This window comes from Streptomyces asoensis (genome assembly GCF_013085465.1).
Classification (GTDB): Bacteria; Actinomycetota; Actinomycetes; order Streptomycetales; family Streptomycetaceae; genus Streptomyces; species Streptomyces cacaoi_A.
Window position 1 is genome coordinate 5,405,256 of sequence record NZ_CP049838.1, and the last position, 26,925, is coordinate 5,432,180.

At 72.2% G+C, this 26,925-nt stretch carries 24 protein-coding genes; 20 read left to right on the top strand and 4 right to left on the bottom strand.

Annotation, left to right across the window (positions count from 1 at the left end; translation table 11 throughout):
- The first annotated feature begins 9 nt into the window (after window positions 1-9).
- The 16 genes from G9272_RS24185 (at window position 10) to G9272_RS24260 (ending at window position 17,157) form a co-directional block, all read left to right on the top strand.
- On the top strand, window positions 10-825 hold the full coding sequence (locus tag G9272_RS24185; protein ID WP_171398502.1) for an SRPBCC domain-containing protein: 816 nt from the start codon (window positions 10-12) through the stop codon (window positions 823-825).
- A gap of 182 nt (window positions 826-1,007) precedes the next feature.
- A complete protein-coding gene (locus tag G9272_RS24190; protein ID WP_171398503.1) occupies window positions 1,008-1,805 on the top strand; it encodes an aldose 1-epimerase in 798 nt (265 codons plus the stop codon).
- 36 nt (window positions 1,806-1,841) lie between these two features.
- Entirely contained in the window at window positions 1,842-2,414 is a 573-nt protein-coding gene (gene pyrE, locus G9272_RS24195) for an orotate phosphoribosyltransferase (RefSeq protein ID WP_253267922.1), read from the top strand.
- A 165-nt stretch (window positions 2,415-2,579) separates the two neighbouring features.
- Window positions 2,580-3,611, top strand: a complete 1,032-nt coding sequence (gene fbaA, locus G9272_RS24200; protein ID WP_171398504.1) for a class II fructose-bisphosphate aldolase — start codon at window positions 2,580-2,582, stop codon at window positions 3,609-3,611.
- Between the two features lie 98 nt (window positions 3,612-3,709).
- On the top strand, window positions 3,710-5,239 hold the full coding sequence (locus G9272_RS24205) for an MFS transporter (RefSeq protein WP_171398505.1): 1,530 nt from the start codon (window positions 3,710-3,712) through the stop codon (window positions 5,237-5,239).
- An 80-nt stretch (window positions 5,240-5,319) separates the two neighbouring features.
- A complete protein-coding gene (locus G9272_RS24210) occupies window positions 5,320-5,733 on the top strand; it encodes a DUF3151 domain-containing protein (protein ID WP_020129192.1) in 414 nt (137 codons plus the stop codon).
- Between the two features lie 160 nt (window positions 5,734-5,893).
- The gene (locus tag G9272_RS24215) at window positions 5,894-6,739 is read left to right on the top strand and encodes a tryptophan 2,3-dioxygenase family protein (protein WP_171398506.1); all 846 of its coding nucleotides are present in this window, start codon (window positions 5,894-5,896) and stop codon (window positions 6,737-6,739) included.
- Window positions 6,732-7,934 (top strand): kynureninase, encoded by a 1,203-nt coding sequence (gene kynU, locus G9272_RS24220; RefSeq protein WP_171398507.1) that lies wholly within the window; start codon window positions 6,732-6,734, stop codon window positions 7,932-7,934. The genes G9272_RS24215 and kynU overlap by 8 nt, the downstream gene beginning before the upstream one ends.
- A 262-nt stretch (window positions 7,935-8,196) precedes the next feature.
- Entirely contained in the window at window positions 8,197-9,081 is an 885-nt protein-coding gene (locus G9272_RS24225) for an alpha/beta hydrolase (protein WP_171398508.1), read from the top strand.
- 270 nt (window positions 9,082-9,351) lie between these two features.
- A complete protein-coding gene (locus G9272_RS24230; protein ID WP_171398509.1) occupies window positions 9,352-10,284 on the top strand; it encodes an alpha/beta hydrolase in 933 nt (310 codons plus the stop codon).
- A gap of 85 nt (window positions 10,285-10,369) precedes the next feature.
- On the top strand, window positions 10,370-11,566 hold the full coding sequence (locus G9272_RS24235) for an acyltransferase family protein (RefSeq protein ID WP_437184297.1): 1,197 nt from the start codon (window positions 10,370-10,372) through the stop codon (window positions 11,564-11,566).
- 10 nt (window positions 11,567-11,576) lie between these two features.
- Window positions 11,577-13,037 (top strand): sensor histidine kinase, encoded by a 1,461-nt coding sequence (locus tag G9272_RS24240; RefSeq protein WP_171398510.1) that lies wholly within the window; start codon window positions 11,577-11,579, stop codon window positions 13,035-13,037.
- Window positions 13,034-13,711 carry a response regulator gene (locus tag G9272_RS24245; RefSeq protein WP_171398511.1) on the top strand — a complete coding sequence of 226 codons (678 nt, stop codon included), beginning with the start codon at window positions 13,034-13,036 and terminating at the stop codon, window positions 13,709-13,711. Before G9272_RS24240 ends, G9272_RS24245 begins: the two co-directional genes overlap by 4 nt.
- A 101-nt stretch (window positions 13,712-13,812) precedes the next feature.
- Entirely contained in the window at window positions 13,813-15,174 is a 1,362-nt protein-coding gene (locus G9272_RS24250) for a sensor histidine kinase (RefSeq protein ID WP_437184298.1), read from the top strand.
- Window positions 15,171-15,836, top strand: a complete 666-nt coding sequence (locus G9272_RS24255) for a response regulator (RefSeq protein ID WP_171398512.1) — start codon at window positions 15,171-15,173, stop codon at window positions 15,834-15,836. The genes G9272_RS24250 and G9272_RS24255 overlap by 4 nt, the downstream gene beginning before the upstream one ends.
- A gap of 103 nt (window positions 15,837-15,939) precedes the next feature.
- Window positions 15,940-17,157 (top strand): cytochrome P450, encoded by a 1,218-nt coding sequence (locus G9272_RS24260; RefSeq protein WP_171398513.1) that lies wholly within the window; start codon window positions 15,940-15,942, stop codon window positions 17,155-17,157.
- Here G9272_RS24260 and G9272_RS24265 read toward each other — a convergent pair.
- Entirely contained in the window at window positions 17,141-17,365 is a 225-nt protein-coding gene (locus tag G9272_RS24265) for a hypothetical protein (protein ID WP_171398514.1), read from the bottom strand. The genes G9272_RS24260 and G9272_RS24265 overlap by 17 nt on opposite strands.
- 168 nt (window positions 17,366-17,533) lie before the next feature.
- On the opposite strand from G9272_RS24265, the gene G9272_RS24270 reads away from it, so the two are divergent.
- Window positions 17,534-19,705: a TerD family protein gene (locus tag G9272_RS24270; RefSeq protein WP_171398515.1), complete on the top strand. Its 2,172-nt coding sequence runs from the start codon at window positions 17,534-17,536 to the stop codon at window positions 19,703-19,705.
- Between the two features lie 180 nt (window positions 19,706-19,885).
- Here the strand turns inward: G9272_RS24270 and G9272_RS24275 are convergent, their stop codons facing one another.
- Both G9272_RS24275 and G9272_RS24280 read right to left on the bottom strand, forming a co-directional pair.
- On the bottom strand, window positions 19,886-21,496 hold the full coding sequence (locus tag G9272_RS24275) for an ABC transporter permease (protein WP_253267924.1): 1,611 nt from the start codon (window positions 21,494-21,496) through the stop codon (window positions 19,886-19,888).
- Window positions 21,493-22,386, bottom strand: a complete 894-nt coding sequence (locus tag G9272_RS24280; RefSeq protein ID WP_171398516.1) for an ABC transporter ATP-binding protein — start codon at window positions 22,384-22,386, stop codon at window positions 21,493-21,495. The genes G9272_RS24275 and G9272_RS24280 overlap by 4 nt, the downstream gene beginning before the upstream one ends.
- A gap of 73 nt (window positions 22,387-22,459) precedes the next feature.
- Here G9272_RS24280 and G9272_RS24285 point away from each other — a divergent pair, with 73 nt between their 5' ends.
- On the top strand, window positions 22,460-22,975 hold the full coding sequence (locus G9272_RS24285) for a GbsR/MarR family transcriptional regulator (RefSeq protein WP_171398517.1): 516 nt from the start codon (window positions 22,460-22,462) through the stop codon (window positions 22,973-22,975).
- 6 nt (window positions 22,976-22,981) lie between these two features.
- Here G9272_RS24285 and G9272_RS24290 read toward each other — a convergent pair whose 3' ends face one another.
- The gene (locus G9272_RS24290) at window positions 22,982-24,502 is read right to left on the bottom strand and encodes an APC family permease (protein ID WP_171398518.1); all 1,521 of its coding nucleotides are present in this window, start codon (window positions 24,500-24,502) and stop codon (window positions 22,982-22,984) included.
- A 150-nt stretch (window positions 24,503-24,652) separates the two neighbouring features.
- On the opposite strand from G9272_RS24290, the gene G9272_RS24295 reads away from it, so the two are divergent.
- Together G9272_RS24295 and eutC are read left to right on the top strand one after the other, a co-directional pair.
- The gene (locus G9272_RS24295) at window positions 24,653-26,089 is read left to right on the top strand and encodes an ethanolamine ammonia-lyase subunit EutB (protein WP_171398519.1); all 1,437 of its coding nucleotides are present in this window, start codon (window positions 24,653-24,655) and stop codon (window positions 26,087-26,089) included.
- Window positions 26,086-26,898, top strand: coding sequence for an ethanolamine ammonia-lyase subunit EutC (eutC, locus tag G9272_RS24300; RefSeq protein ID WP_253267925.1), 813 nt, complete (start codon window positions 26,086-26,088; stop codon window positions 26,896-26,898). The genes G9272_RS24295 and eutC overlap by 4 nt, the downstream gene beginning before the upstream one ends.
- Window positions 26,899-26,925 lie beyond the last annotated feature (27 nt).

Sequence of the window (26,925 nt, forward strand, 5' to 3'; positions counted from 1 at the left end):
TCCGATGTCATGGAGCAAGAGGTGTTCGTTCCGGTTCCGGCCGAGCGGTTGAGGGCGGCCCTCGCAGATCCGGCGCGGGTGGCCCGGGCGGTCCCCGGTCTCCAGCAGGACGCGGGCACCGAGCCCGTCGCGGGGCGGCTGAAGGTGCGGGTCGGCGGCCACACCATCACGTACCGGGGCGCCGTACGTGTCTCCCCGCGCGAGGACGGTGCGTACGCCGTGGAGGGCGACGCGACCGAGGTGCGCGGCAGCGGGGTGGTGAAACCGATCCTCACGCTGTGGCTGCGGGAGGCCGAAGCGGGCACGACGCTCCGCTTCGAGGGGACGGCGTCGGCGGACGGCCGGATCGCGGAGCTGCCGTCGGAGGCGGTGGACGCGGCGGTCACCCGGCTGCTGAACCGCTTCGCGGCGAACCTGGCCGTGGAGGCGGCGGAAGCCGCGGAAGCCGTGGATGCGGACGCCGTGGACGACGCCGCCGAGGACGCCGCCGACGATGTGGACGAGGTCGACGACGTGGACGAGGCCGATGACGTCGACGCGGCACCGGCTCCCGGGGCCGTCTTCGAGGCGGAGGTGCCGCCCGCCGGGCTCGAGGACCTCACGGGGCCCGGAGAGCCGCCCGCCGAGGCCGCGCACGCGCGCCGGACGATGATCGGGCGCAGCGCCGAAGAGGTGGACCACGCCCCGCCGCGCGGGCGCTACGCGCCGGTCCCGGCCCCGCAGACCGTCGTACCGAACAGCACGCTGCGGTGGGCCGCTCCGGCGGCCGCGCTGGTCGTGGCGTCGGCGATCGTGGTGGGCAGGGCACTGCGCCGACGCGGCTGAGGCCCGAAACAGGCGGGTCCGAAAACGCCTTCGCCCCGAAGGAGAAGACGCCGCACTCCGACGGGGGCGACACGCATGCCGAACCGACCGGGTTCGAGGCCGACAGCGCGGCCCCGTTCCTCGCCCGGCATCTCGGCCGGTCCGCCGCCACACGGGTCTGATCGTCCCAGTAGGGTCGTCCCGTGAGTTACGAAGACATCACGCTGACCGCGGGCGACGCGGAGGTGACCGTGCAGCCGGGCAACGGCGGCCGGGTCGGTGGGCTGCGCGTCGGCGGCCTCGAACTGCTGCGCCAGGGAGACCGCTTCGGGTGCTTCCCGATGGTCCCCTGGTGCGGCAGGATCCGCGACGGTCGCTTCCGGGACGGCGGAGCCGTCCGCCAGATGCCGCTCAACGCCGCGCCCAACGCCATCCACGGCACCGTCCGCGACGGTGCCTGGAAGGTGGCGCGGCGGACCACCGACGAGGCCGTCCTGACGTACGACCTGGTGGAACCCTGGCCCTACCCCGGCCGGGTCACCCAGGTGGTCACGCTGACCGAGGACACCCTGACCCTCGCCATGGCCGTGGAGGCCCACGGCTCGTCCTTCCCGGCGCAGATCGGCTGGCACCCCTGGTTCAACCGCAACCTGGGCGGCCCGGACGACCAGGACGTGCGGGTCTCCTTCGAACCCGCGTGGCAGGAGGAGCGTGGCGACGACCATCTGCCGACCGGCAACCGCGTCGAGCCGAAGCCCGGCCCCTGGGACGACTGCTTCGGCATGCCCGGCGGTGTCGACGTCGGCCTCACCTGGCCGGGCCGGCTGGAGCTGAAGGTGACCAGCCCCGAGGAGTGGGTCGTCGTCTACGACGAGCAGGAGGCGGCCGTGTGCGTGGAGCCGCAGACCGGCCCGCCCGACGGCCTGAACACGCTCCCGCGCCTGGTCACGCCCCTGGAGCCGCTGGAGGCCGGCACCACCTGGCAGTGGACCCGGCTCTGACTCTCCCCCTCAGGGCACGCCTTTAAGCTGGGCGGCATGACGGACGTAGACGAAGTAATGCCGCCAGGCGCACGTGGCGTGCTGCTTCAGCAGATCAAGGACAAGGCCGTGGTGCACGGCAAGGTGACCCTGTCGTCGGGTCTGGAGGCGGACTACTACATCGACCTCCGCCGCGTCACCCTCGACGGGGAGGCCGCTCCGCTGGTCGGGCAGGTGCTGCTCGACCTGACCGCGGAGCTCGACTTCGACGCGGTGGGCGGTCTGACCATGGGCGCCGACCCGGTGGCCGGCGCCATGCTGCACGCGGCCGCCGCGCGCGGCCGGCGGCTGGACGCCTTCGTCGTCCGCAAGGCGGCGAAGGCGCACGGGCTCCAGCGGCGGGTCGAGGGCCCGGACATCAAGGGCCGGCGCGTCCTGGTCGTCGAGGACACCTCCACCACCGGCGGCTCGCCGCTCGCCGCGGTGGAGGCCGTCCGCGAGGCGGGCGCCGAGGTCGTGGCCGTGGCGACGATCGTGGACCGGGCGACCGGCGCCGACGAGAAGATCCGCGAGGGCGCGGGCGTGCCGTACCTGTTCGCCTTCTCGAAGGATGAACTGGGTCTGGACTGACGGGCCGGATCGACCTGCACTTGACCGGGGCGTGGACCAGGCATGGACCATTCGCCCAGGTCTGGAAAGATGGGGCCGACGATGACGTCGCACCCCAGGTCTAGGTCAGGGCCGTAGTACGCAGATCGACAGATCGCCAACCCGCAGATACCAAGGAGCGGACAGATGCCCATCGCAACCCCCGAGGTCTACAACGAGATGCTCGACCGGGCGAAGGCAGGCAAGTTCGCCTACCCGGCCATCAACGTGACCTCGAGCCAGACCCTGCACGCGGCACTGCGCGGCTTCGCGGAGGCGGAGAGCGACGGCATCGTCCAGATCACGACGGGTGGCGCCGAGTTCGCGGGCGGCCAGTACAGCAAGGACATGGTGACGGGCGCGCTGGCCCTCGCCGAGTTCGCGCACATCGTCGCCGAGAAGTACCCGGTCACCGTCGCGCTGCACACGGACCACTGCCCGAAGGACAAGCTCGACGGGTTCGTCCGTCCGCTGCTCGCGATCTCCGAGGAGCGCGTGAAGGCCGGCCGCAACCCGCTCTTCCAGTCCCACATGTGGGACGGCTCGGCCGAGACCCTCGCCGACAACCTCACCGTCGCGCAGGAGCTGCTCGCCCGCACCGCCGCCGCGAAGATCATCCTCGAGGTGGAGATCACCCCGACGGGCGGCGAGGAGGACGGCGTCTCGCACGAGATCAACGACTCGCTGTACACGACGGTCGACGACGCGGTGCGCACCGTCGAGGCGCTGGGTCTGGGCGACAAGGGCCGCTACCTGCTGGCCGCGTCCTTCGGCAACGTCCACGGCGTGTACAAGCCGGGCAACGTCGTGCTCCGCCCCGACCTGCTCAAGGAGCTGAACGAGGGCATCGCCGCGAAGTACGGCAAGCCGGCCGGCTCCCAGCCGTTCGACTTCGTCTTCCACGGCGGTTCCGGCTCCACCCCGGAGGAGATCGCGACCGCGCTGGAGAACGGCGTCGTCAAGATGAACATCGACACGGACACGCAGTACGCCTTCACGCGTCCCGTCGCCGACCACATGCTCCGCAACTACGACGGCGTCCTGAAGGTCGACGGCGAGGTCGGCTCCAAGAAGACCTACGACCCGCGGACCTGGGGCAAGCTGGCCGAGGCGGGCATGGCCGCGCGGGTCCTCGAGGCCACGCAGCACCTGCGTTCGGCGGGCCAGAAGATCAAGTAATCCCTGAGGGTGCCTCTGGGGATACCCCCGGAGGTACTACGGGTACGGGTGAGCCCGGCGTCTGTCTACGGCGCCGGGCTCGCTGTATACCTGGGGGCATGCCTGACGTCCGGTTGGCCTCGCCGCAGGGCAAGTGGATCCTGCTCACCACCGTGCTCGGCTCCAGCATGGCCCTGCTGGACTCGACCGTCGTCAATGTCGCCCTGCCGCGCATCGGCCGCGACCTGGACGCCGACCTGGCCGCCCTCCAGTGGACCGTCAACGCGTATCTGCTGACGCTGGCCGGGCTGATCCTGCTCGGCGGCTCCCTGGGCGACCACTACGGGCGGCGCAAGGTGTTCGTGGTCGGGGTGGTGTGGTTCGCCGTCGCCTCGCTGCTGTGCGGGCTCGCCCCGAACACGGGCGTGCTGGTCGCCGCCCGGGCGTTGCAGGGGGTCGGCGGCGCGCTCCTCACACCCGGTTCCCTCGCGCTCATCCAGGCCTCCTTCCACCCTGACGACCGGGGGCGGGCGGTGGGCCTGTGGTCCGGGTTCGGTGGCATGGGGGCGGCCGTGGGGCCGTTCCTGGGCGGCTGGCTGGTGGACGGTCCGGGCTGGCGGTGGGTGTTCCTGCTGAACGTGCCGCTGGCGGTGGTGTGCGTGCCGGTGGCGTTGCGGCACGTACCGGAGTCGGACGGGCGGCCCGTCCGCCCCAGCGCGGCCGGGAGCGCGACCGAGAGCGTGACCGGGGGCGCGGCAGGGCGTCCGCACGGGCGCTTCGACGTGCTGGGCGCCTTCCTGGGCGCGCTGGCGCTCGCCCTCGTCACCTACGCGCTGATCGAGGCCCGGAGCGGACCCGTAGGGGTCGTCACGGGGGCGGCGGTCGCGGGACTGGTCGCCGGGGTCGCCTTCGTCGGGGTGGAGCGCCGCCACCCGGACCCGATGCTGCCGCTCGACATTTTCGCGTCCCGCCAGTTCACGGCCGTCAACCTGGTCACCCTGTGCGTGTACGCGGCCTTCGGCGGGTTCTTCTTCCTGTCCGCGGTCCAGCTCCAGGTCGTGGCCGGCTGGTCCGCCCTCGGCGCGGGCACCGCGCTGCTGCCGACGACCGTGCTGATGCTGCTGCTGTCCGCCCGCTCCGGCGAACTGGCCGAGCGCATCGGGCCGCGGATCCCGCTCACCGTCGGCCCGCTGCTGTGCGCCGCCGGGATGCTCCTGATGCTGCGTGTCGGGCCCGGCGCGTCCTACGCCGCCGACGTCCTGCCCGCCGTCCTGGTGCTGGGCTTCGGCATGGTCGCGCTGGTCGCCCCGCTCACCGCGACCGTGCTGGCCTCCGTGGACGTAGCTCGGGCCGGGGTGGCCAGCGGCGTCAACAACGCGGCGGCCCGCGCGGCCGGTCTCGTCGCCGTGGCCGCGCTGCCCCTGCTGACCGGGATGAGCTCGGAGGCGTACCGCTCGGCCACCGCCTTCGACGAGGCGTTCCAGCGGGCCATGGTGCTGTGCGCGGGGGTGCTGGTGGTGGGCGCGGTGGTCGCCTTCACGACGGTGCGCCGCCCGGCCCCGGACTGCCGCAGGCCGGAGTGCAGGACGCACGGGAGCGTGCTGGCACCGCCTCTCGAGGGGGAGCGGACGAAGGGCCGGCTGTCCTAGCCGGGTCCCGGGCGCGACGGCTGTCCGGGTTTACCCGGCGGGCCGGGGCCGAGGGCCCGCGGATGGCGCAGACTGGACGCATGTCCATTCATGAAAACCTCCTCGGGGGACCGCCCCCGACCCACCTCCCCGACGACCCCGAGCCGCGCGAGCTCCTCGCGAACGGCACGGCGCCCGCCGACGTCGCCGCGAAGTACCCGACGTCCTCGCTGGCCTGGGCCCAGCTCGCCGACGACGCGTTCGAGCGGGGCAGCGTGGTGGAGTCGTACGCGTACGCCCGTACGGGGTACCACCGCGGCCTGGACAGCCTGCGCCGCAACGGCTGGAAGGGCCACGGCCCGGTGCCGTGGGAGCACGAGCCGAACCGCGGGTTCCTGCGCGCCCTGCACGGCCTCGCCCGCGCCGCGCAGGCGATCGGCGAGCAGGCGGAGTGGGAGCGCTGCTCGCAGTTCCTCAAGGACTCCTCGCCGACGGCGGCCCAGACCCTGGGATAGCCGTTCACCTGTGTGTTCTTCCGAGGCCCGTCTGGTGTGACCAGGCGGGCCTTGCGTTTTCGGGAGAGCATTGCGCAGTATGTGCCGGTGGGGACCGGGGCCCCCGTGTCGGTAACGGCAGGGGCGGACCGCTACCCGGAGTACACAACAGGAGACAGCGATGTCCCAGCAGGCTCAGCCCCAAGAGGCTTCGGAGCCCGAGACCCCGCATCTCGACTTCGCCGGCACGACGCCGTACGAGGACTACGTCAAGGCGGACGTGCTCACCCACCTCCAGCACACCCTCTCCGACGATCCCGGAGAGATGGTCTTCCTGGTCACCACCCAGGTCATGGAGCTGTGGTTCACGGTCATCGTGCACGAGTGGGAGACCGCCGCGCAGGCGCTCCGCCAGGACCGGGTGCCGGTGGCGATCGACGCGCTGAAGCGTTCCGTCCGAGAACTGGACGCCCTGAACGCGTCCTGGCGGCCGCTCGGGCAGCTGACCCCGGCGCAGTTCAACTCGTACCGCTCCGCGCTCGGCGAGGGCTCCGGCTTCCAGTCGGCGATGTACCGCCGCATGGAGTTCCTGCTCGGTGAGAAGTCCGCGTCCATGCTGGTCCCGCACCGCGGCGCGCCCCGCGTCCACGCGGAGCTGGAGAAGGCGCTGCACGAGCCGAGCCTGTACGACGAGGTGCTGCGGCTGCTGGCCCGGCGCGGTCACGCGATCCCGTCGGCCGTCCTGGAGCGGGACATCTCGCGGCGGTACGAGCCCTCGGCGGAGGTCGAGTCGGTCTGGACGGCCGTGTACGCGGGTGACGCGGGTGACGAGATCGCGCGCCTCGGCGAGGCCCTGACGGACGTCGCCGAGCTGGTGTGGCGCTGGCGCAACGACCACCTCGTCGCCACCCGCCGCGCGATGGGCGCGAAGGCCGGCACGGGCGGCTCGGCCGGCGTGGCCTGGCTGGAGAAGCGCGCGCAGAAGAACGTGTTCCCCGAGCTGTGGACGGCCAGGTCCCATGTCTGAGCGCCCCGGCTTCGAGCAACTCGCCTTCAGGGCGAAGGAGTTGGACGGCGGCGACGAACTGGCGGGCAAGCGCGCCCAGTTCCTCCTCGACGACGGCGTCTACCTCGACGGCAACTCGCTGGGCGCGCTGCCGCGGTCCGTCCCCGGGCACGTGGAGGACGTCGTACGGCGCCAGTGGGGCGCGCTGAAGATCCGCTCCTGGGACGAGAGCGGCTGGTGGACGGCGCCCGAGCGGATCGGTGACCGGATCGCCCCGCTGGTGGGCGCGGCGGCCGGGCAGATCGTGGTCGGCGACTCGACAAGTGTCAACGTCTTCAAGGCACTTGTGGGAGCGGTACGCCTGGTGGACGGCGCCCGGGACGAGATCCTCGTCGACGCGACGACCTTCCCCACGGACGGCTACATCGCCGAGTCCGCGGCCCGTCTCACCGGCCGCACCCTGCGTGCGGTGACACCGGGCGAGGTACCGGCGGCGCTGTCGGAGCGTACGGCCGCCGTGCTGCTCAACCACGTCGACTACCGCACCGGGCGGCTGCACGACCTGCCGTCGCTCACCGCCGCCGTGCACGCGGCGGGCGCGATCGCCGTCTGGGACCTGTGCCACAGCGCGGGCGCCCTGCCCGTCGGTCTCGACGAGCACGGCGTGGACCTCGCGGTCGGCTGCACCTACAAGTACCTGAACGGCGGACCGGGTTCGCCGGCGTACCTGTACGTCCGCGGCGGCCTCCAGGACCGTTTCGACTCACCGCTGCCCGGCTGGAACTCGCACGCCGAGCCCTTCGGCATGCGGGAGGCGTACGAGCCGGCGGCGGGTGCCCCGCGCGGGCGGGTCGGCACCCCGGACATCCTGTCGATGCTCGCCCTGGAGGCGGCACTCGAGGTCTGGGACGGGGTCTCGGTCGAGGCGGTGCGGGCGAAGTCGCTGGCCCTGACGGACTTCTTCCTGGAATGCGTCGCCGCGTACGTCCCCGAGGGGCGGGTCGAGTCGCTGACTCCGGTGCGTCACGAGGAGCGCGGCAGCCAGGTGGCGCTGCGCTGCGAGGAGGCCGGCGAGGTCATGAAACGGCTGATCGGGCGCGGGGTCGTCGGCGACTTCCGCCGCCCGGACGTCCTGCGCTTCGGCTTCACCCCGCTGTACGTCGGATTCGCGGACGTGGAGCGGGCGGCGCGGGTGCTGGCGGAGGAACTGCGCTGACCCGGCGGCCGTCAGACAGGCAGGCCCGGCCGGCTGAACCGGCCGGGTCTCCTGGGCGTACCTAGGGGTACGCCCAGGGGGTTTCCCGGCGGGCGGGCCTGCCGGGGTGGCGGAACAGCAGAACCGTTTACCTGAACCGGTTACCTCTCACCGAGCGTGACATCCGCGTGTCCGCGCACGTCACGGGCCTGATACCGTCCCGGCCAACGGCCGAATTCTCACCTGGTCCGCCAAATCCGTTTCGCCGCTGAGAGGTTGGAGCATGCCGGACGACGTTGTCGCAGCCCGGGCCGCCGCCGAGGAGGCGTCGGCCTTCGCGCATCCGCCCGTCGAGCCCGACGTCACCACGGCGTACGGCGATCACCCCGACCAGGTGATCGACTTCTATGTCCCGCGAGCACAGGTCGGCCCGGGCGGGTCCGTCCCGCTCGTCGTCGTGCTGCACGGCGGGGCCTGGCGGGCGCCGTACGACCGGCGGCACATCACGCCGTTCGCGGACTTCCTGGCCCAGCGCGGCTTCGCCGTGGCCAACGTGGAGTACCGGCGGGGCGCCGAGAGCCCCGCCCCGGAGGGGACATCCCCGATCGCGGGACGCTGGCCGGACACTTTCGACGACGTCGCCGCGGCCCTCGACGCCCTCCCCGCCCTTGTCCGGGAGGCCGTGCCGCAGGCCGACGCCCGTCGTACGGTGCTCACCGGTCACTCGGCGGGCGGGCACCTCGCCCTGTGGGCGGCGGCCCGGCATGTGCTGCCCGCCGACGCGCCCTGGCGCACCGGGGACTCGGCCTGGCTGCGGGGCGTCGTCGCGCTGGCCCCGATCGCCGACTTCGCGGTCGCCGAGAAGCTGGACGTGTGCGGCGGGGCGGCCCACCAACTCCTGGGCGGGGAAGAGCAGTTCGGGGAGCGACAGCCGTACGCCGACCCGGCGCTGCTGTTGCCGACCGGGGTCGCGACGACCCTGGTGCAGGGCCGCAGCGACCTCGTCGTCCCGCAGGCGGTCGCCGAGGCGTACGCGGACGCGGCGGCGAAGGCGGGGGAGGTGGTGGGCCTGACCCTCCTGGAGGACGTCGGCCACTTCCCGCTGATCGACCCGGCGGCGGACGCGTGCGCGGTGGTGGCGGAGGAGATCGCACAGCTGGCGTGGTAGCCGTGACCCCGGTCCGGCGGGGCGGTCCGGCGGGGCGGTCCGGCGGGGTGAAGTCCCCTAGGTCGTACCCGTAGTACCTGAGAGCTACGTCGAAGAAGAGCTCCTCAGCGGGACGCGAACGACGAGCACAGATCCGTAACTTCCAAGCCAGAAAGGCCCGATGGCCGGGCGCAATGGCGGGGGAGGGGCGGGATGGCGGAGCTTCGTTTGCGCGGGCGGTGGCGCCGTGTGAGGGGAACGCGCGGGGGGCGGCACTGGTTCCGTGCCCTGTTGGCCGTCCTCATCACCGCCGCCGTGGTCGTCCCCCTCACGGCGGCGGCGGCCCGGCCGCGGATCCCGGCCCCGGCCCCGGCCGATCTCGCCCCGCCGACGGCGGCGACGCTGGAGAAGGCGTACGTCGCCAACCGGGCCAACGCCGCACTGGCCTCCGGCATGGCCGCCGCCCACGGGGACCGTCACCGTGCCGCCGCCGAACGGGAGTTGGCCGCCCCGTCCCGCAATCTGCTCTCCTTCGACGGCCGGGGTTCCGGCCGGGCGGTCGAGGTGTTCGGGGACCTCGCCCACGCCGACCGTGTCGCCGTCCTCGTACCGGGCTCCGACACCTCGCTGGACACCTTCGGGCGCTTCCGCGCGGGAGCGGCCGCACTGCACCACCGGCTCACCGGGCAGACCGGCGCCGATCCCCGTACGGCGGTGGTGGCCTGGCTCGGCTACACCACCCCCGGCACGATCAGCGCCACCGTGATCACCCCGGACCGTGCCGAGGAAGCGGCCCCGGACCTGCGGGAGTTCCTGCGCGAGCTGCGCGCCGTCACCGCACCGGGCTCCCGGTTCACCCTCCTGTGCCACTCGTACGGCACGGTCGTGTGCGGCCGCGCCGCCCCGCACCTGGACGTGACGGATCTCGTTCTCCTCGGCAGCCCGGGCACGGGCGCGGAGTCGGCGGCCGACCTGCGCACCCGCGCGCGGGTCTGGGCGGCCCGGGGCGCCGACGACTGGGTGGCGGACGTCCCGCACGTCAGCGCCGACCTGTTCGGCACGACGGTCGGCTTCGGCACCGATCCCCTGTCCCCGTCGTTCGGCGCTCATGTCTTCGCGGCGGGCTCCGGCGGCCACAGCGACTACTTCAGGCCGGGTTCACCCTCCCTGGCCAACATCGCCCGGATCGTCCTCGGCGAGACCTCGGAGGTCACCGGTGCGTGAGACACACGTGCGTGAGTCATCGGTGCGTGAGTCACCGGAGCGAGGGGCACAGGAGCGTCGGACACAGGGGCGTCGGGCACGGGCGTTGTTCGGGATCCGGCGGGCCGCCGTCCGGATCGACGCCGCCACGCCACCGCAGCGCGACCGGGCCGTGGACGCCCTGCGGGCACTGGCGATCCTCGGTGTCGTCCTCGGCCACTGGCTGGTGACGGCGCTCGTCGCCGACGGCGGAACCCTGCGGGCCGCGAGCCCGCTGGGGCCCATGCCCTGGCTGGCCCCGGTGTCGTGGATGTTCCAGACCCTCGCGGTGTTCTTCATGGTGGGCGGCCATGTGGCGACCCGAAGCCTCGCCTCGGCCCGCGCGCGGGGCGGGAGCTACGGCGCGTGGCTCAGAACCCGGCTGGCGCGGCTGTTCGTCCCGGTGGCCGCCGTGCTGGCCGTGTGGACGGTCGCCGCGGTCGGCCTCCTGCTCGGCGGCGCGTCCTTCGTCACCGTGCACACCGTGGTCAAACTGGCGCTGTCCCCCCTCTGGTTCCTGCTGGTCTTCGCCGTGCTGACGGCCGCGACCCCGCTGCTGGTCCGGCTCAACCCGCTGTGGCCGCTGGCCGTCGTCCTCCATGTGGATCTGGTGCGCTTCGGCCTGGGCGGCCCGTCGTGGCTGGGCTGGGTGAACGTGGTGGCGGGCTGGCTGGTGCCGTACACCGTCGGCGCGGCCTGGACCCGCGGTGAGCTGGAGCGGCCCCGCGCGGGCCGGCTCCTGCTGGCCGGCGGGGCGGTGGCGACGGCACTGCTCGTCGGCTGGGCCGGATACCCGGCGTCGATGGTGGGTGTGCCGGGCGCGGCGGTGTCCAACCTCAACCCGCCGACGCTGGCCGCCGTCACGTTCGGTCTCGCCCAGTGCGGACTGGCTCTGCTGCTGCGTGACCGGCTGCGCCGGGCCATGCGCGGGCCTTTGGCCTGGGCGGCGGTCGCGCTGGTCAACCTCTCGGCGATGACGGTGTTCCTCTGGCACCAGACGGCCATGATGGTGACCACCGCGACCGGCCTGTTCGCGGGCCACCTGCCCGGCCTGCACACGGTCCCCGACGGGCTGGACTGGGTGGCGGCCCGGTTGCTGTGGCTGCCGGTCTTCGCCGTGGTGCTGGGGGTGTGCTGGGGGGCGTTCCACGGCTGTGAGAACAGCGGAGGGCGGCGTGGGCGGAAGAGCGAGGGCCGATCGCGTGTGGTCCGCGTCGGAGGGCGGCCGAAACCGTCGGGTTCGCGGGAGACACGGCATGTCTAGGGTGGTGCGGATGAACGGTGTGGGGGAGTGGCTGACCGGGAGGTTGCGGGTCCTGCGTGACGACCTGTGGACGACCCGGGCGGCACCGCTGCCGTCGTTCGTATGGCTGCGCCGGCTTCCGCACGTGCATGTGATCCTGGTCGCCGTCGGCATCACGCTGGGCGGAGTGGATCAGATCGCCGACGAATACCGCCAGGGCGTGAACTACGGTTTGCTGTGCGCGGCGGCGCAGGGCGGGGCGGTGGCCCTGGCCCTGTGGCGGCCGGTTCCGGCGTGGTGGCTGTCGATGACGGTCACGGTGGTCGTGGCCATGGGCGCCCGCTCCCAACTGCTCTCGGGCCAGGCCGAGCCCGAGGCTTCATGGCCCTGGGGCGGACCGGGCCTCATCGCACACGCCATGGTGCTGCTTCTGCTGTCGCTGCGCGTGCCCACCCGAGCCTCCGTGGCGGCGCTGGGCCTGACGACACTCGTCACCTACGTCGTGGAAGGACTCATCGGCGCCGCCAACTACGGGCCGACCGGCCCCGTGGCGGTGATCCTGTTCGCCGCCGTGGTCCTCGTCGGCAGCTCTCTGCGCGGCCGGCGCGAGGCCCGTAAGCAGCTGGTCGAGCAGACCGGCATCACCGCCGAGGAACGCGCCCGCCGCACTGTGCTCGAGGAGCGCAACCGGATCGCGCGCGAACTGCACGACGTCGTCGCCCACCACATGTCGGTGATCTCCATCCAGGCCCAGGTCGCCCCGCACCTGGTGGAGAACCCGTCCGAGGAACTGAAGGAGAACCTCGCCGGCATCCGGCAGAACGCCGTGGAGGCGCTCGCCGAACTGCGTCGGGTGCTCGGGGTGCTGCGTTCGGAGAACCCGGAGGACCCCTACGGCCTCGGCGCGGCCGGCACCGGAGCCGCCCCGGACACCCCGCAGCCCACGCTCGACCGCCTCGACGCCCTCATGGAGAACACCCGTGCCGCGGGTCTGGACGTGGTCGCGACCGTCGAGGGCGAGGCGCCCGTGTATCCGCCGGGCGTGCAGTTGTCGGCGTACCGGATAGTCCAGGAGGCGCTCAGCAACGCCCTGCGGCACGCGCCGGGGTCCCAGGTGCGGGTGGAGGTCACCCACCACGCCCGTGGCCTGTACCTGGAGGTCACCAACTCCCGCCCGCTCGAACCCGTAGCCCCCTCCCCGGGGGCGGGGCACGGTCTGCTCGGGATGCGCGAGCGGGCGGTGATGCTGGGCGGCCATGTCAGCGCCTACCCGACCCTGCACGGCGGTTTCGCGGTGTCGGCGTTCCTCCCGCGGGACGGCGCGGACGCTCTCGACGCCTCCCGCTCCGGAGAGGACTCCGCGGCTCCCGGCACCCCCGAGGACCTCGAACTCGTCTTCCCGGACGACATGGATGCCATGGACGATGTGCGCGATGTGCGCGATGTGCATGGCGCGGGCGCCCCGCCCCCGACAGGAGAAGGAACCCCATGACGACCGGCGGCACCATCCGCGTACTGATCGCCGACGACCAGGAGATGGTCCGGCAGGGCTTCACCGTGCTGCTCAACGCCCACCCGGGCATCGAGGTGATCGGCCAGGCGGTGCACGGCCTGGACGCCGTCGCCAAGGTCGACGAACTCGCCCCGGACGTCGTCCTGATGGACATTCGCATGCCCGAGCTCGGCGGTATCGACGCCACGCACCGCATCACCCTCGCGCACCCGCACATCAAGGTGCTGGTGCTCACCACCTTCGACCTCGACGAGTACGTGTACGACGCGCTGCGGGCCGGGGCGTCCGGCTTCCTGCTGAAGGACGCCTCCGCGGACCGGCTCGCCGAGGCGGTCCGGGTGGTGGCGGCCGGCGACGCCCTGCTCGCGCCCGTCATCACCCGCAAGCTGATCGCCGAGTTCTCCCGTCTCGACGGCAAGCCCAGAGCCCCGCTGAAGGAGCGGGTCGGCGATCTCACCGAGCGTGAGACGGAGGTTCTCACCCTGATCGCGCAGGGCTTGTCCAACGCGGAGATCGCCGGCCACCTCTTCGTGGCCGAGCAGACCGTGAAGACGCACGTGGGCCGCATCCTGGTGAAACTGGGGCTGCGGGACCGCACCCAGGCGGCGGTGTTCGCGTACGAGTCGGGGCTGGTGAGACCGTCGGGGTACTGAGTGGTGGCTCCCCGTCGGACCCGTAGTACTTGAGAGGGATCCGCACGAACCCCTCTCACTGGTGACGACCGGGACCCCCTCCTCCGCATACCGTTCTGAACGTGACAGAGACGACGCAGACGCACACCATGCGCCCGGACGACCCGGACGACTCCTACGAGGCCTACCGGCCGCGCAGTCCGGAGTTCCGGGCGGCCGTGGACGCCCTGCGCGGTCTGCGGGAGGACCTCTTCCACGACGCCTTCGCCTACCGCCCGCTGCCCCGCAAGGAGCCCGCCGGCCGCGTCCTGGGCCGCCTGAAGGGCCGCAGGCGGGAGTACGCGACCTGGTCCCGGCACGCGGTGGTCGGGGCGGCCGGCGCCCTGGCGATGTTGATCGCCTGGGCGGACGCCCAGGGCAGCGGCGTCGGTCTCCTGACCGGCCTGCTCGCCCTGGCCCCGGTGCTGCTGACGCTGGTGCGGCCGGTCGGCGCGTTCTGGCTGTCGCTCGCGGGGACCACCGCCGTCGCGGTCATCGGCACCACGTACACCGAGTGGCCCTGGCTGCCGGGCAGCTTCGCCGCCCACCTGATGGTGCTGACGGTCGTGGCGATACGCACCCGCCCGCGCACGGCGGCGTGGATGTGGATGGTGACGGCTGCCTACGGCTTCGTCGCCGAGACCGTCTTCAGCTGGGGCCACTACTTCACGAACGTCGCGCCCATGCTGGTCTTCTCGGCGATCCTCCTTCTCGCCGTCACCGTCTGGCACATCCGCCGGCAGGCCGAGGAGAAGGTCACGGCCCAGCAGACGGTGACCGCGCACGAGCGCTCCCGCCGCACCCTGCTGGAGGAGCGCACCACGATCGCCCGCGAGCTGCACGACGTCGTGGCCCACCACATGTCGGTGGTGGCCATCCAGGCCGAGGCCGCCCCCTACCGCGTGGAGAACCCGCCGGAGGAGCTGGAGAAGGCGTTCGCCACGATCCGGGAGAACGCGGTGGCGGCCCTCACGGAGCTGCGCCGGGTCCTGGGCGTGGTCCGCGCCGAGGACTACGAGGTTCCCGACGCCCCGCAGCCCACGCTCGCCGAACTGGACGGGCTGCTCGCCAACGTGCGGGAGACGGGACTGGACGTGGAGAAATCGGTCACCGGCGCGGTGCGCGAGCTGCCGCAGGGCGTGGAGCTGTCGGCGTACCGGATAGTCCAGGAGGCGCTGAGCAACACCCTGCGCCATGCCCCCGGGGCGGGTGCCCGCGTGGAGATCGGCTATGTACTGGGCGGCCTGGGACTGCGGATAGTCAACGACGCACCGCCGAACCCGTCCCTGATCAAGCCCTCACCCGGCGCCGGCCACGGCATCACCGGAATGCGGGAGAGAGTCAGCATGCTGAACGGCGAGATGACGGCGGAGCCGACCCCGACGGGCGGCTACGAGGTGACGGTGTTCCTGCCGGTGCCCGCCGCGAGCGAGAGTGGAACATGACGATCCGAGTACTGATCGCCGACGACCAGATGATGGTGCGCGAGGGCTTCTCGGTCCTGCTGAACGCGATGCCGGACATCGAGGTCGTGGGCGAGGCGGTCAACGGCCGGGAGGCGGTCGACCGCGTCCGCGAACTCACCCCCGACGTGGTCCTGATGGACATCCGCATGCCGGAGCTGAACGGCATCGAGGCGACGCGGGAGATCGTGGCGGCGGACGGCTCGGCGAAGGTCCTGGTACTGACCACCTTCGACCTGGACGAGTACGTCTACCAGGCGCTGCGCGCGGGCGCCTCGGGCTTCCTGCTGAAGGACGCGTCGGCCCGCCAACTGGCCGACGGCGTCCGGGTGGTGGCGGCCGGCGAGGCGCTCCTGGCTCCCTCCGTCACCCGGCGCCTGATCACGGAGTTCTCCAAGCTGTCGGACACCCCGCGACTGTCGCCGACCGCGCAGGCGGCCTACGGCGACCTGACCGAACGGGAGACGGAGGTGCTGGTCCTCATCGCCCAGGGCCTGTCGAACCTGGAGATAGCCGGCCGGTTGGTGGTCGCGGAGTCGACCATCAAGACCCACGTGAGCAGGATCCTGGTCAAGCTGGGCCTGAGAGACCGCACCCAGGCGGCGGTCTTCGCCTACGAGGCCCGCCTGGTGACCCCGGGCTAGGACACACACCGGACCACCGTCCGCCGGTGCTTCCTGTTCGCAGGCTTGCGTCGTTCCGCAGGAGCCCCTGGTCAGCAGCCTCTTCACCGGCTAGCGTCCGTTCATGGCAGTAGTTGACGCTCTCTCGTTCGACCCCTGGGATCCCGCGTTCGTGGCGGACCCCTATCCGGCCTACGCCGAGCTTCGGGAGCGGGGGCGGGTGATCTACTACGAGCCGACCGACCAGTGGCTGGTGCCGCGGCACGCGGATGTCTCGGCGCTGCTGCGGGAGCGGCGGCTCGGGCGGACGTATCAGCACCGGTTCACGCACGAGGACTTCGGGCGGACGGCGCCCCCGGCCGAGCAGGAGCCGTTCCACACGCTCAACGATCACGGGATGCTCGATCTGGAGCCGCCCGACCACACCCGGATCCGGCGGCTGGTGTCGAAGGCGTTCACCCCGCGCACGGTGGAGCGGCTGAAGCCGTATGTGCGGCGGCTGGCCGGGGAGCTGGTGGACCGGCTGGTGGAGGCGGGCGGGGGCGATCTGCTCAGCGATGTCGCCGAGCCGCTGCCCGTCGCCGTGATCGCGGAGATGCTGGGCATTCCGGAGTCGGACCGGGGGCCGCTCAGGCCCTGGTCGGCGGACATCTGCGGGATGTACGAGCTCAGTCCGTCGAAGGAGACCGCGGCGAGGGCGGTGCGGGCCTCCGTCGAGTTCTCCGAATATCTGCGGGAGCTCATCGCCGCGCGGCGCAAGGAGCCCGGCGACGATCTCATCTCCGGTCTCATCGCCGCGCACGACGAGGGCGACCGGCTCACCGAGCAGGAGATGATCTCGACCGCGGTGCTGCTGCTCAACGCGGGGCACGAGGCGACCGTGAACGCCACCGTCAACGGGTGGTGGGCGCTCTTCAGGAACCCGGAGCAACTGGCCGCGCTGCGTGCCGACCACTCGCTCGTCCCCTCCGCCGTCGAGGAGCTGATGCGGTACGACACTCCGCTCCAGCTCTTCGAGCGGTGGGTGCTCGACGACATCGAGATCGACGGGACCACCGTGCCCCGGGGAGCGGAGATCGCCATGCTCTTCGGGTCGGCGAACCACGATCCGGCCGTCTTCGCCGACCCGGACCGGCTCGATCTCACCCGCCCCGACAACCCGCACATCTCCTTCAGCGCGGGCATCCACTACTGCATCGGCGCCCCGCTGGCCCGTATCGAGCTCGCCGCCTCGATGACGGCTCTGTTGGAACGGGCCCCCACGCTGGCGCTGGCGGCGGAGCCCCGGCGCAAGCCGAACTTCGTGATCCGGGGGCTGGAGGGGCTCAGCGTGACCTTCTGAGACGGCTGAGCACGGCCCACAGGGCCAGGCCCGCGACCGTCCCGCCCAGCAGGGCGATCGGCAGTTCCGCGTACAGGACGCTCCAGTCGGGTGCCTGTTCGAAGCGCCAGAAGCGGCCGCGGACGTCGACGGACCACACCGCGAGTCCCGCACCCCAGCCGAGCGCCATGGCAAGGCAGCCGCCGGCGGCCTGCGTACGTTGTCCCATGCCTGGGACGGACGCGCGCCGGCCGCCACGGGTTCCCCACCCGGGCCATTCACGGGTCCGTGTCGGCCGCCCACGGGTCCGGGCGGGCTGCCCACGGACGGGTCCGGGCCAGGCCGCGCGCAGAAAACTCCCGTGCGTCTGCTCGCGCGCCTCTGCGATCATCCCCGGATGGCGCACAGTCTCGAACCGCTGGTCATCCGGCACACCCACCGCCTTCCCTCCCCGAAGGGCTCCGCCGGGCAAGGAGCCACCGCCGCGCGGCAGTTCGACGCGGCGCTGACGTCCGTGGGCTTCAAGCTCTCGGCGGAGCTGCTGGAACGGCTGTCGGGGCTGTCCGAGGACGCGGTCGCGCACACCGCCCGGCGGACGCTGCGCACCGTGAGCGAGATGGTGGGCGACCACGTCCGGCACAACGCGTACTTCATCGACTTCCCGGCGAACGTGCCGGACACCGAAGAGTTCTGGATGCGGTGTGTGACGCAGGCGCTCGGCGACGACAAGGCGCGCGAGAACGTGCTGACGCAGCTGGCACACGGGGTGCTGGACCTGCTCAGCCTCCCCACGTACGGCCGCTACCAGCACACCTACGAGGAGATGCTCGCGGCGCAGGACGAGCTGATCGCCTCGGCGGGCGACCGGGTGACCGTCCTGCACCTCGGGCGGGACCTGGACGACGAACTCACCGACCTGTACCTGGCCCTGGCGGGCAGCACGACGCCCCTGGGCGAGGAGCACCTGCGCGATCTCAAGGTCCTCGCCGAGCGGTGCGCGCTCGGCCCCCAGCCGGAGTCGATCCCGGTCCGGGAGAACCGGGCGGTCGTCAACGAGGCCCGTCTCGCCGTCGGCGCGGACCTGCTGCTCGACACCGTCGTCGATGTGCTGCGGCTGGCCTGCGCGTTGTCGGGCGGCGACGTGACGCTGACGGAGCCGACCCGGTTCCGGGCGCTCTCGCGGCCGGCCCGCCGTGCGCTGCTCGCGGGCCTCGACGCCGTGGTGGCGGCGAACCCCGCAAAGCTCGCCGATGTGCACGCGTACCGCGAGCCTTTCAAGCGGCTCGGTGAGCGTCTCCACCCGCACGAGTACCCGCGCTGGCCGCACGCCGCCGACGTGTTCGCCGTGGCGCGGGGCGAGAAGGAGGCGCGGTCCTTCGACAGCCGTGCCGAGAAGCTGCTCGACGAGTTCGACGTCCTCGGTGCGGTGCGGCTGCTGGAGTCCGCTCCCGGCAAGCTGTTCCGTGCCCTGGACCTCCTGCTGCGTATCGCCGCCGATCAGGAGCAGCGGGACGCGGTGGTGGCCGCCGCCGTGCGGGTCGCCCCCGAGGTCTCCGGCCGGGTCGTGCTCTCGGTCCGCGAGCACTTCCACAACCGGGAGCGGGAGACCGACGAACCCCGTATCTTCGTCAACCGCCTGGGCCGCGCCTGGGTGACCCCCGACCACCGGCCGTCCGTACCGGCCGCCGACCGCGATCGTCTGATCGCCGCCCTCGACGCCGAGCTGCGCCGCAGGCTTCCGGCGCCGGGGCGGCTGCTCGTCGACCCCGACATCCTCGACGTGGCGCTCCCGCTCAGCGGCAGGGCGACCGCGGCCGGGCTCGGCGTGCTGCCCCGGGGCTCCGTCTCCGCGGTCGACGGCGAACAGCTGCGCTTCTTCGTGTACTGGAAGGAGACCGAGCGCCGGACCGACTTCGACCTCTCGGCGCTGCTCCTGCACGCCGACTACAGGACCGACTCCTGGCTCTCCTACACCTCCCTCAGGGGTGTCGGGGGCAGGCACTCGGGTGATGTCACCGAGGCGCCCGAGGGGGCCTCGGAGTTCATCAACCTGTCCCTGGACCGGGTACGCAGCTCGTTCATCGTTCCGCAGGTCAACATCTTCGCCGGTGAGAGCTTCGAGGAGGTCGAGGAGTCGTTCTTCGGTTTCATGCTGCGCGACGGTGATCAGAGGGGCCGGCCGTTCGAGCCGCGCACGGTGCGGATGAAGTCGGAGCTTCGCGGGGCGGGGCGGGTGGCGCTGCCGCTGGTGTTCCGGCGCGAGGCCGACGGCCGGTGGCGCGCGAAGTGGCTGCACCTGTATCTGAAGGGCATCTCGTCGGCCAACCGGGTCGAGGAGAACCAGGTGTCGGTGTCCAAGGCGGTGCGCGCCATCGTGGAGCGCGAGCAGCTGACGGTGTGGTATCTGATCGACCTGATGTGCGGCGACACCACGGACGTCGAGCTGTGGGACGGCGAGCCGGTCCCGGACGAGCCCGTGACGTACATCGGTCTCGAACGGCCCGAGGGACTGCACCCGGACTCCCGGATCATCACCCTCGAAAATCTGCGCGACCTGATCCCGGGCTGACTGCTAGCGTTGCCCACGGCGAGGCCATGAAGGGGCTTCCTTCTCAATTTCCTGCAATGAAACAAGTTCCTTCGCTTTCCTCGCCGTCGACTTCGACCGGGAGGCGCCCACGCGGCGCCTCCCGGTTTTCGTGCGGCCCCCGTGCCCTTACCGCCATGGTGAACCCGGCCCACCGGCGCCCTAGGTCGACATGTCCCGCCGTCGCAGCGCCGCGAGCCCCGCGGCCACCAGAGCCGCCGACGCACCGGAGAGCACCAGCACCGGCCCCCACTCCATCCCGCCGCCCGGCAGCTTCGGCAGGTGGCCGAAGGGCGACAGGTCCAGGACGGCCTGCGGGGCGTCCAGCGCCGGGCCGATCCAGCCGATGAGCAGGATCGCGCCCGCCACACCCCACGCGGCCGGCGCCAGACGCGGGGCCGTCCCGTACAGCAGGACGGCCAGGCCGCCGACCAGCCAGATCGCCGGGATCTGTACCAGACAGGCGCCCAGGATCGGCAGGACCTCCTCGCCGTAGCCCGCCGCGAAGCCCAGCCCGGCCAGGAGCATGATCAGGGTCGCGCCGCCGAAGGCGATCAGGAGGTGACCGGCCGCCCAGCGCAGTCGGCCCACCGCGTTCGCCAGGACCGGTTCCGCGCGGCCCGACGTCTCCTCGCCGTGCAGCCGGAGCACGGACGACACGACGTACAGGGCCGCGATCAGGCCGAGCATGCCGATCATCGAGGCGAGGAACGCGTCCGTCAGGTCCGACCGGCCGCCCATCCGCTCGAAGACCTCGCGGGCCTTGTCGTTGTCGGCGACCAGGTCGGCCGCGCCCTCCGTGAGCCCGCCGTACACCACCCCCGCGAGGAGGAAGCCGACGCTCCAGCCCAGCACACCGCCCCGTTGCAGCCGCCAGGCCAGCGCGGAGGCCGTACCCAGCCGGCCCGTCGCCGGGCCCGGGAGGGTGGGCAGGAAGCTCATGCCCACGTCCCGGCGGCCGGCCAGCCCGTACGCCAGCGCGCCCTGCGCCACGACCGCCGCCGCGAACAGCGGCAGCACCCACCACCGCTCGTCCGCGAACGCCCGCAGGTTCTCCAGCCAGCCCAGCGGTGACAGCCAGGTCAGCACGGAGGTGCCCCCATCGGTCGCCGAGTCCCCCGCCGCCCGCAGGACGAATGCGACGCCCAGGGCGGCGGCCGTCAGGCCCCGGGCCAGCCGTGCGCTCTCGGTGAGCTGCGCGACGATCGCGGCCATGGTCGCGAACAGCATGCCCACCCCGGCGAGACCGAGGCCGAAGGCCAGCGCCCCCGCCGCTCCCTGGCCCGCCAGGCCCGCCGTCACCAGCAGGGCCAGGACGGCGTTGGCGACGCCCGCCGCGAGCAGGGCCGCCGTCAGGGAGGCGCGGCGGCCGACCATGCCGGACGCGACGAGTTCCTGGCGGCCGCTCTCCTCCTCGTCGCGGGTGTGCCGTACGACGACCAGCAGGCTCGTCACGGCGGCGAGCGCGGCCGCGTACACGCCCACCCGCCAGGCCGTCAGCGCGCCGAGCGAGTCGTCGAAGACCGGGCCGATCAGGGCCCGCAGGGAGGCGTTGGTCTCCAGCTGCCGCAGCAGGTCGGCACGGTCGGCCGGGGTGCCGTAGAGGCCCTTGAGGGTGTTCGGCATGGAGAGGACCATCAGGGTGTTCACGGCCACCCAGACGGGGATCAGCACCCGGTCGCGGCGGAGTGCGAAGCGCAGCAGGACGCCGGTCCCGGCGAACTGCCGTCCCGCGAGGGCGGGCAGGGCGGGCAGGGCGGGCAGGGCGGTCACCTCGCCGCCTCTTCCTGGTAGTGCCGCAGGAACAGCTCCTCCAGCGTCGGTGGCGTCGACCTCAGCGACCGCACGCCCGAGTCCGCCAACGACCTCAGCACCGCGTCGAGTTTGTCGGTGTCGACGTGCAGCCTCACGTGCTTTCCCTGTACGTCGAGGTCGTGCACACCCGGCAGGTGGGCCAACCCGTTGGGGGAGTGGGCGAGTTCGGCCGTCACGCTCGTCCTCGTCAGGTGGCGCAGGTCGGCCAGTGAGCCCGTCTCCACCGTGCGGCCCTTGCGGATGATGCTGACGCGGTCGCACAGCTCCTCGACCTCGCTGAGGATGTGGGAGGACAGCAGGACCGTCCGGCCGCGGTCCCGTTCCTCCCGCACACAGCGCTGGAAGACCTCCTCCATCAGGGGGTCCAGGCCCGAGGTCGGCTCGTCCAGGATCAGCAGGTCGACGTCCGAGGCGAACGCGGCCACCAGGGCGACCTTCTGGCGGTTGCCCTTCGAGTACGTACGGCCCTTCTTGGTGGGGTCCAGTTCGAAGCGGTCGATCAGGTCGGCCCGGCGGGCCGGGTCCAGGCCGCCGCGCAGCCGGCCGTACAGGTCGATGACCTCGCCGCCGGAGAGGTTGCGCCACAGGGTCACGTCGCCCGGGACGTACGCGATGCGGCGGTGTGCCTCGACCGCGTCGGTCCATGGGTCGCGGCCGAGGACCTGCGCGGCGCCGGAGTCGGCGCGCAGCAGGCCGAGCAGGACGCGGATGGTGGTGGACTTGCCGGCGCCGTTGGGGCCGAGGAAGCCGTGCACCTCACCGGTCTCGACCTCCAGGTCGAGGCCGTCCAGAGCGTGGGCGCGGCCGAAGGACTTGTGCAGTCCGGACACCGAGATGGCCTTCGTCATGCTTCAGAACGTACGCTTCTTTCAGAAATTTGTGAAGTTAAGGAAGACGGTGAACCGACGTTAGGATGAGGCCATGGCGGACGAACGGGTCGAGCGGGAAGAAGCCGGTGGTCACCGGGACGCCGATGCCGTGTCGCGGTTCGTCGAGTCCTTCGCGGCGCAGCTCGTCGAGGCCGGAATGCAGCGGATGCCCGCCCGGGTCTTCGCCGCGCTCCTCTCCTCGGACGAGGGCGCGATGACCTCCGCCGAGCTGGGCGACCAGCTGCGGATCAGTCCCGCGGCGGTGTCCGGCGCGGTGCGTTACCTGGCCCAGCAGCACATGGTCTCGCGGGAGCGCGAGCCCGGTTCACGGCGCGAGCGCTACCGGGTGCACAGCAACCAGTGGTACGAGGCTCTCACCAATCGCGAGACCGTGCTCAAGCGGTGGGAGGGCGCGCTGCGCGAGGGCGTCACCAGCCTCGGCGGCGACACCCCCGCCGGACGCCGCATGGCCGAGACGCTCGCCTTCTTCGAGTTCGTCGACGGCGAGATCTCGGCCATGATGGAACGCTGGCGCGTTCACCGGGCCACGGTGTTCGGGGAGGGCTAGCACTCGCTAGCGCTCCTTCGTCTCCTCCAGCACCGTCCGCCCCAGCAGCTGGTAGCGGGACGGGTCCCGCCGCTTGAGGTACTGGGCGTAGCCCACGCCGGCCACCGCGATCAGCGCGACCAGCCACGGCGTCGCCTTCAGCACCAGCGAACCCGACTCCGGCCCCGCCGCGACCCCCATGTTGGACACCAGCAGCGTGACCACGGCGAGCATCGCGACGCCGCCGACGAGCGGGGCGGCGAACGTCCTGAACCAGTGCCGGCTCTCGGGGTGGTGGGAGCGGAAGTAGACCAGCACGGCGAACGAGCACACCGCCTGCACCACCAGGATCGCCATCGTGCCGAGGATCGCGAGCAGCACGTACGTACCGGTGTACGGGTCCTTGCCCGCCGCCCAGAACGCGCCGATCAGGACGGCCGAGACGACGGTCTGGACCAGGCCCGCGATGTGCGGGGAGCCGTGCCGGGCGTGGGTGCGGCCGACGGTGTTCTTCAGGGAGGGCAGGACGCCCTCGCGGCCCAGGGCGTACATGTAGCGGGCGGCGCAGTTGTGGAAGGCCATGCCGCAGGCCAGCGAACCGGTGATCATCAGCCACTGCATGACGTCGACGGCCCAGTGGCCGACGTACCGCTCTGTGGGGTTGAAGAACAGGCCGAGCGGGTTGTCGGTGGCGACCTTCACGGCCGACGACTGTCCGGTGCCCGTGATGGCCATCCAGGAGACGAACACGTAGAAGACGCCGACGCCCAGCACCGAGATCATCGTGGCCTTGGGGATGATCTTCTTCGGGTTGCGCGACTCCTCGCCGTACATCGCCGTCGACTCGAAGCCGACCCAGGACCAGAAGGCGAAGAAGAGCCCGAGGCCCGCGCTGGTCCCCTTGAAGGCGTTGACCGGGTTGACCGGGTCGATGCTGAAGCCGTCCGGGCCGCCGCCGTGGAAGGCGACCGAGATCGCCATCGCCGCGAGGATCGTCACCTCGGTGGCGAGCAGGACGACGAGCAGTTTCTCGGCGACGGAGACGCCGAACCAGGTGCCCGTCGCGTTGACGGCGAGCATCAGCACCGCGAACGCCCACCAGGGGATGTCGAGGCCCGTCTGGTCGTTGAGGGTGGTGGTGGCGAAGGTCGAGAAGATGCCGATCAGCGCCGGCTCGAACACCACGTACGCGAAGGTCGCGAGCAGCCCCGAGGCGAGCCCGACCGAACGGCCGAGGCCGTAGGAGATGAAGCCGTAGAAGGCGCCCGTCGAGGTGATGTGCTTCGCCATCGAGGTGAAGCCGACGGAAAAGATCGCCAGGACGACCATTGCGACGAGGTAGCTCGCCGGGGCACCGATGCCGTTGCCCGACGACACCATGAAGGGCACGTTGCCGGTCATCGCGGTGATCGGCGCGGCCGTCGCGACGGCCATGAAGACCACCCCGAGCAGGCCGATGGCGTTGGGCTTGAGCCGGTGAACGGGCCCTTCCTCGCCTGACTTCGCCGCTGTGTCCGCCGCTGAGGCGACGCCCTCGTCCACTGCCATCGGGGTGGCCCCTCTCCTGGTCGTCCGCTGGTGTGCTGGACCGGAACTCTTCAGCCCGAATGAGTCGGTCAAGGGTGTCGGGACGTTAAATGCTTGTCAACCAGACCTTTAGAAATCTGGTCGCAACACGCGCCTCGTACGGTCGCCGCCATGAGCGCCTACACCTCCACCCTCGGCGGCGAGCGGTACCGCTTCGACTCGCTCGCCCGGCTGCTCGCCGCCGCGAGCCCCGAACGCTCCGGCGACCGCCTGGCCGGTCTCGCGGCGCAGGACGCCCGACAGCGGGTCGCGGCGCGCTGGGCGCTGGCGGAGGTGCCGCTGACCGACTTCCTGACCCGGCCGCTGATCCCCTACGAGGACGACGACGTCACCCGGCTCGTCCTCGACACCCACGATCCGGCCGCCTTCGCGCCGGTGGCGTCGATGACGGTCGGGGAGCTGCGGGAGTGGCTGCTGTCGGAGGCGGCGGACGCGGTGACGCTGGCCGCGCTGGCGCCCGGACTCACCCCGGAGATGGCGGCCGCCGTCTCCAAGCTCATGGGGAACGCAGATCTCGTGACGGTGGCCCGGAAGGTACGGGTGGTGACCGCGTTCCGCTCGACCATCGGGCTGCCGGGCCGACTGGCCACCCGGCTCCAGCCCAACCACCCGACCGACGACCCGGCGGGCGTCGCGGCCGCCCTCCTCGACGGCCTCCTGCTCGGCTCCGGCGACGCGGTGATCGGCATCAACCCGGCCACCGACAGCCCGAAGGCCGTACGGGACCTGCTGGAACTGCTCGACGGGGTGATCGGGCGGTACGCGATACCCACCCAGTCCTGCGTGCTGTGCCACGTCACCACCAGCGTGGACCTGATGGAGCGGGGCGCCCCCGTCGACCTCGTCTTCCAGTCCATCGCCGGCACCCAGGCGGCGAACGCCTCCTTCGGGGTCACCCTCGGCCTGCTCGACGAGGCGTACGAGGCGGCGCTGGCCCTGGAGCGGGGGACGGTCGGCCGGAACGTCATGTACTTCGAGACCGGGCAGGGCAGCGCCCTCTCCGCCGGCGCGCACCACGGGGTCGACCAGCAGACGGTCGAGGCGCGGGCGTACGCGGTCGCCCGCCGCTACGACCCGCTGCTGGTGAACACGGTCGTCGGCTTCATCGGCCCGGAGTACCTCTACGACGGCCGGCAGATCCTGCGCGCCGCCCTCGAGGACCACTTCTGCGGCAAGCTGCTCGGCCTGCCCATGGGCCTGGACATCTGCTACACCAACCACGCCGACGCCGATGACGACGACATCGCCACGATGCTGACGATGCTCGGCGTGGCCGGGGCCTCCTTCGTGATCTGCACCCCGGGCGGCGACGACATCATGCTCAACTACCAGTCGGCCTCGTACCACGACGCGTTGTACCTGCGGGAGGTGCTGGGGCTGCGCCCGGCGCCGGAGTTCGAGGCGTGGCTGGATTCGATCGGGTTGCTGGACCCGCGCGGCGGCATCCGCGAGCTGTCCGGAACGACCCACCCGCTGACGGGGATCGCCACCACCGGGACCGACGGACACACCGCCGGCCGCGCCACCGGACGGGAGCTCGCCGCATGACCATCAGCCAGGCAGCCCGCAGTCAGACAGCCCGCAGTCAGACAGCCGACAGTCAGGCCCCCGACGGTCAGGGCGAGTTGTGGGCGTCCCTGCGCCTGCGCACCCAGGCCCGTATCGGTCTGGGCCGGGCCGGTTCCGCCCTGCCCACCCGGCACCGCCTGGAGCTCCAGGCCGCGCACGCCGCCGCCCGGGACGCGGTGCACTCGCCGTTCGACCCGGACGCGGTGGCCGCGCGGCTGACCGGCACCTCGGTGGTCCGGGTGCGCAGCGCCGCCCCCGACCGCCTCACCTACCTCCAGCGCCCAGACCTGGGCCGCCGGCTGAACCCCGTCGACCGGGCCCATCTGCCCACCGGCGAGTGGGACGTCGTCTTCGTGGTCGCCGACGGACTCTCCAGCCAGGCGGTGCACGAGCACGCGGCGGCGATGATCCGGGCGACGACCGCGCGGCTGCCGTCCGGCACCCGGGTGGCGCCCGTCGTCCTCGCCGAACAGGCCCGGGTGGCCCTCGGCGACGACATCGCGCACACCATGGCCGCCACGGCCGTGGTGCTCCTCGTCGGCGAACGCCCCGGCATGTCGGCGGCGGACTCGCTGGGTGCGTACCTGACCCACCGGCCCGTGCCGGGTGTCACCACCGACGCCGACCGCAACTGCCTGTCCAACATCCGCCCGCCCCTGGGCCTGGACTACGAGACGGCGGCGGGGAAGCTGGTGGCGCTGCTGGCCGGGGCGCGGGAGCTGGGGCGGTCGGGGGTGGCCCTGAAGGACGAATCCGGCGACGAGGCTGTAGTCGACCGACGGCCATGAGCCGACGCCACCTCTTTCGGGGCCCCG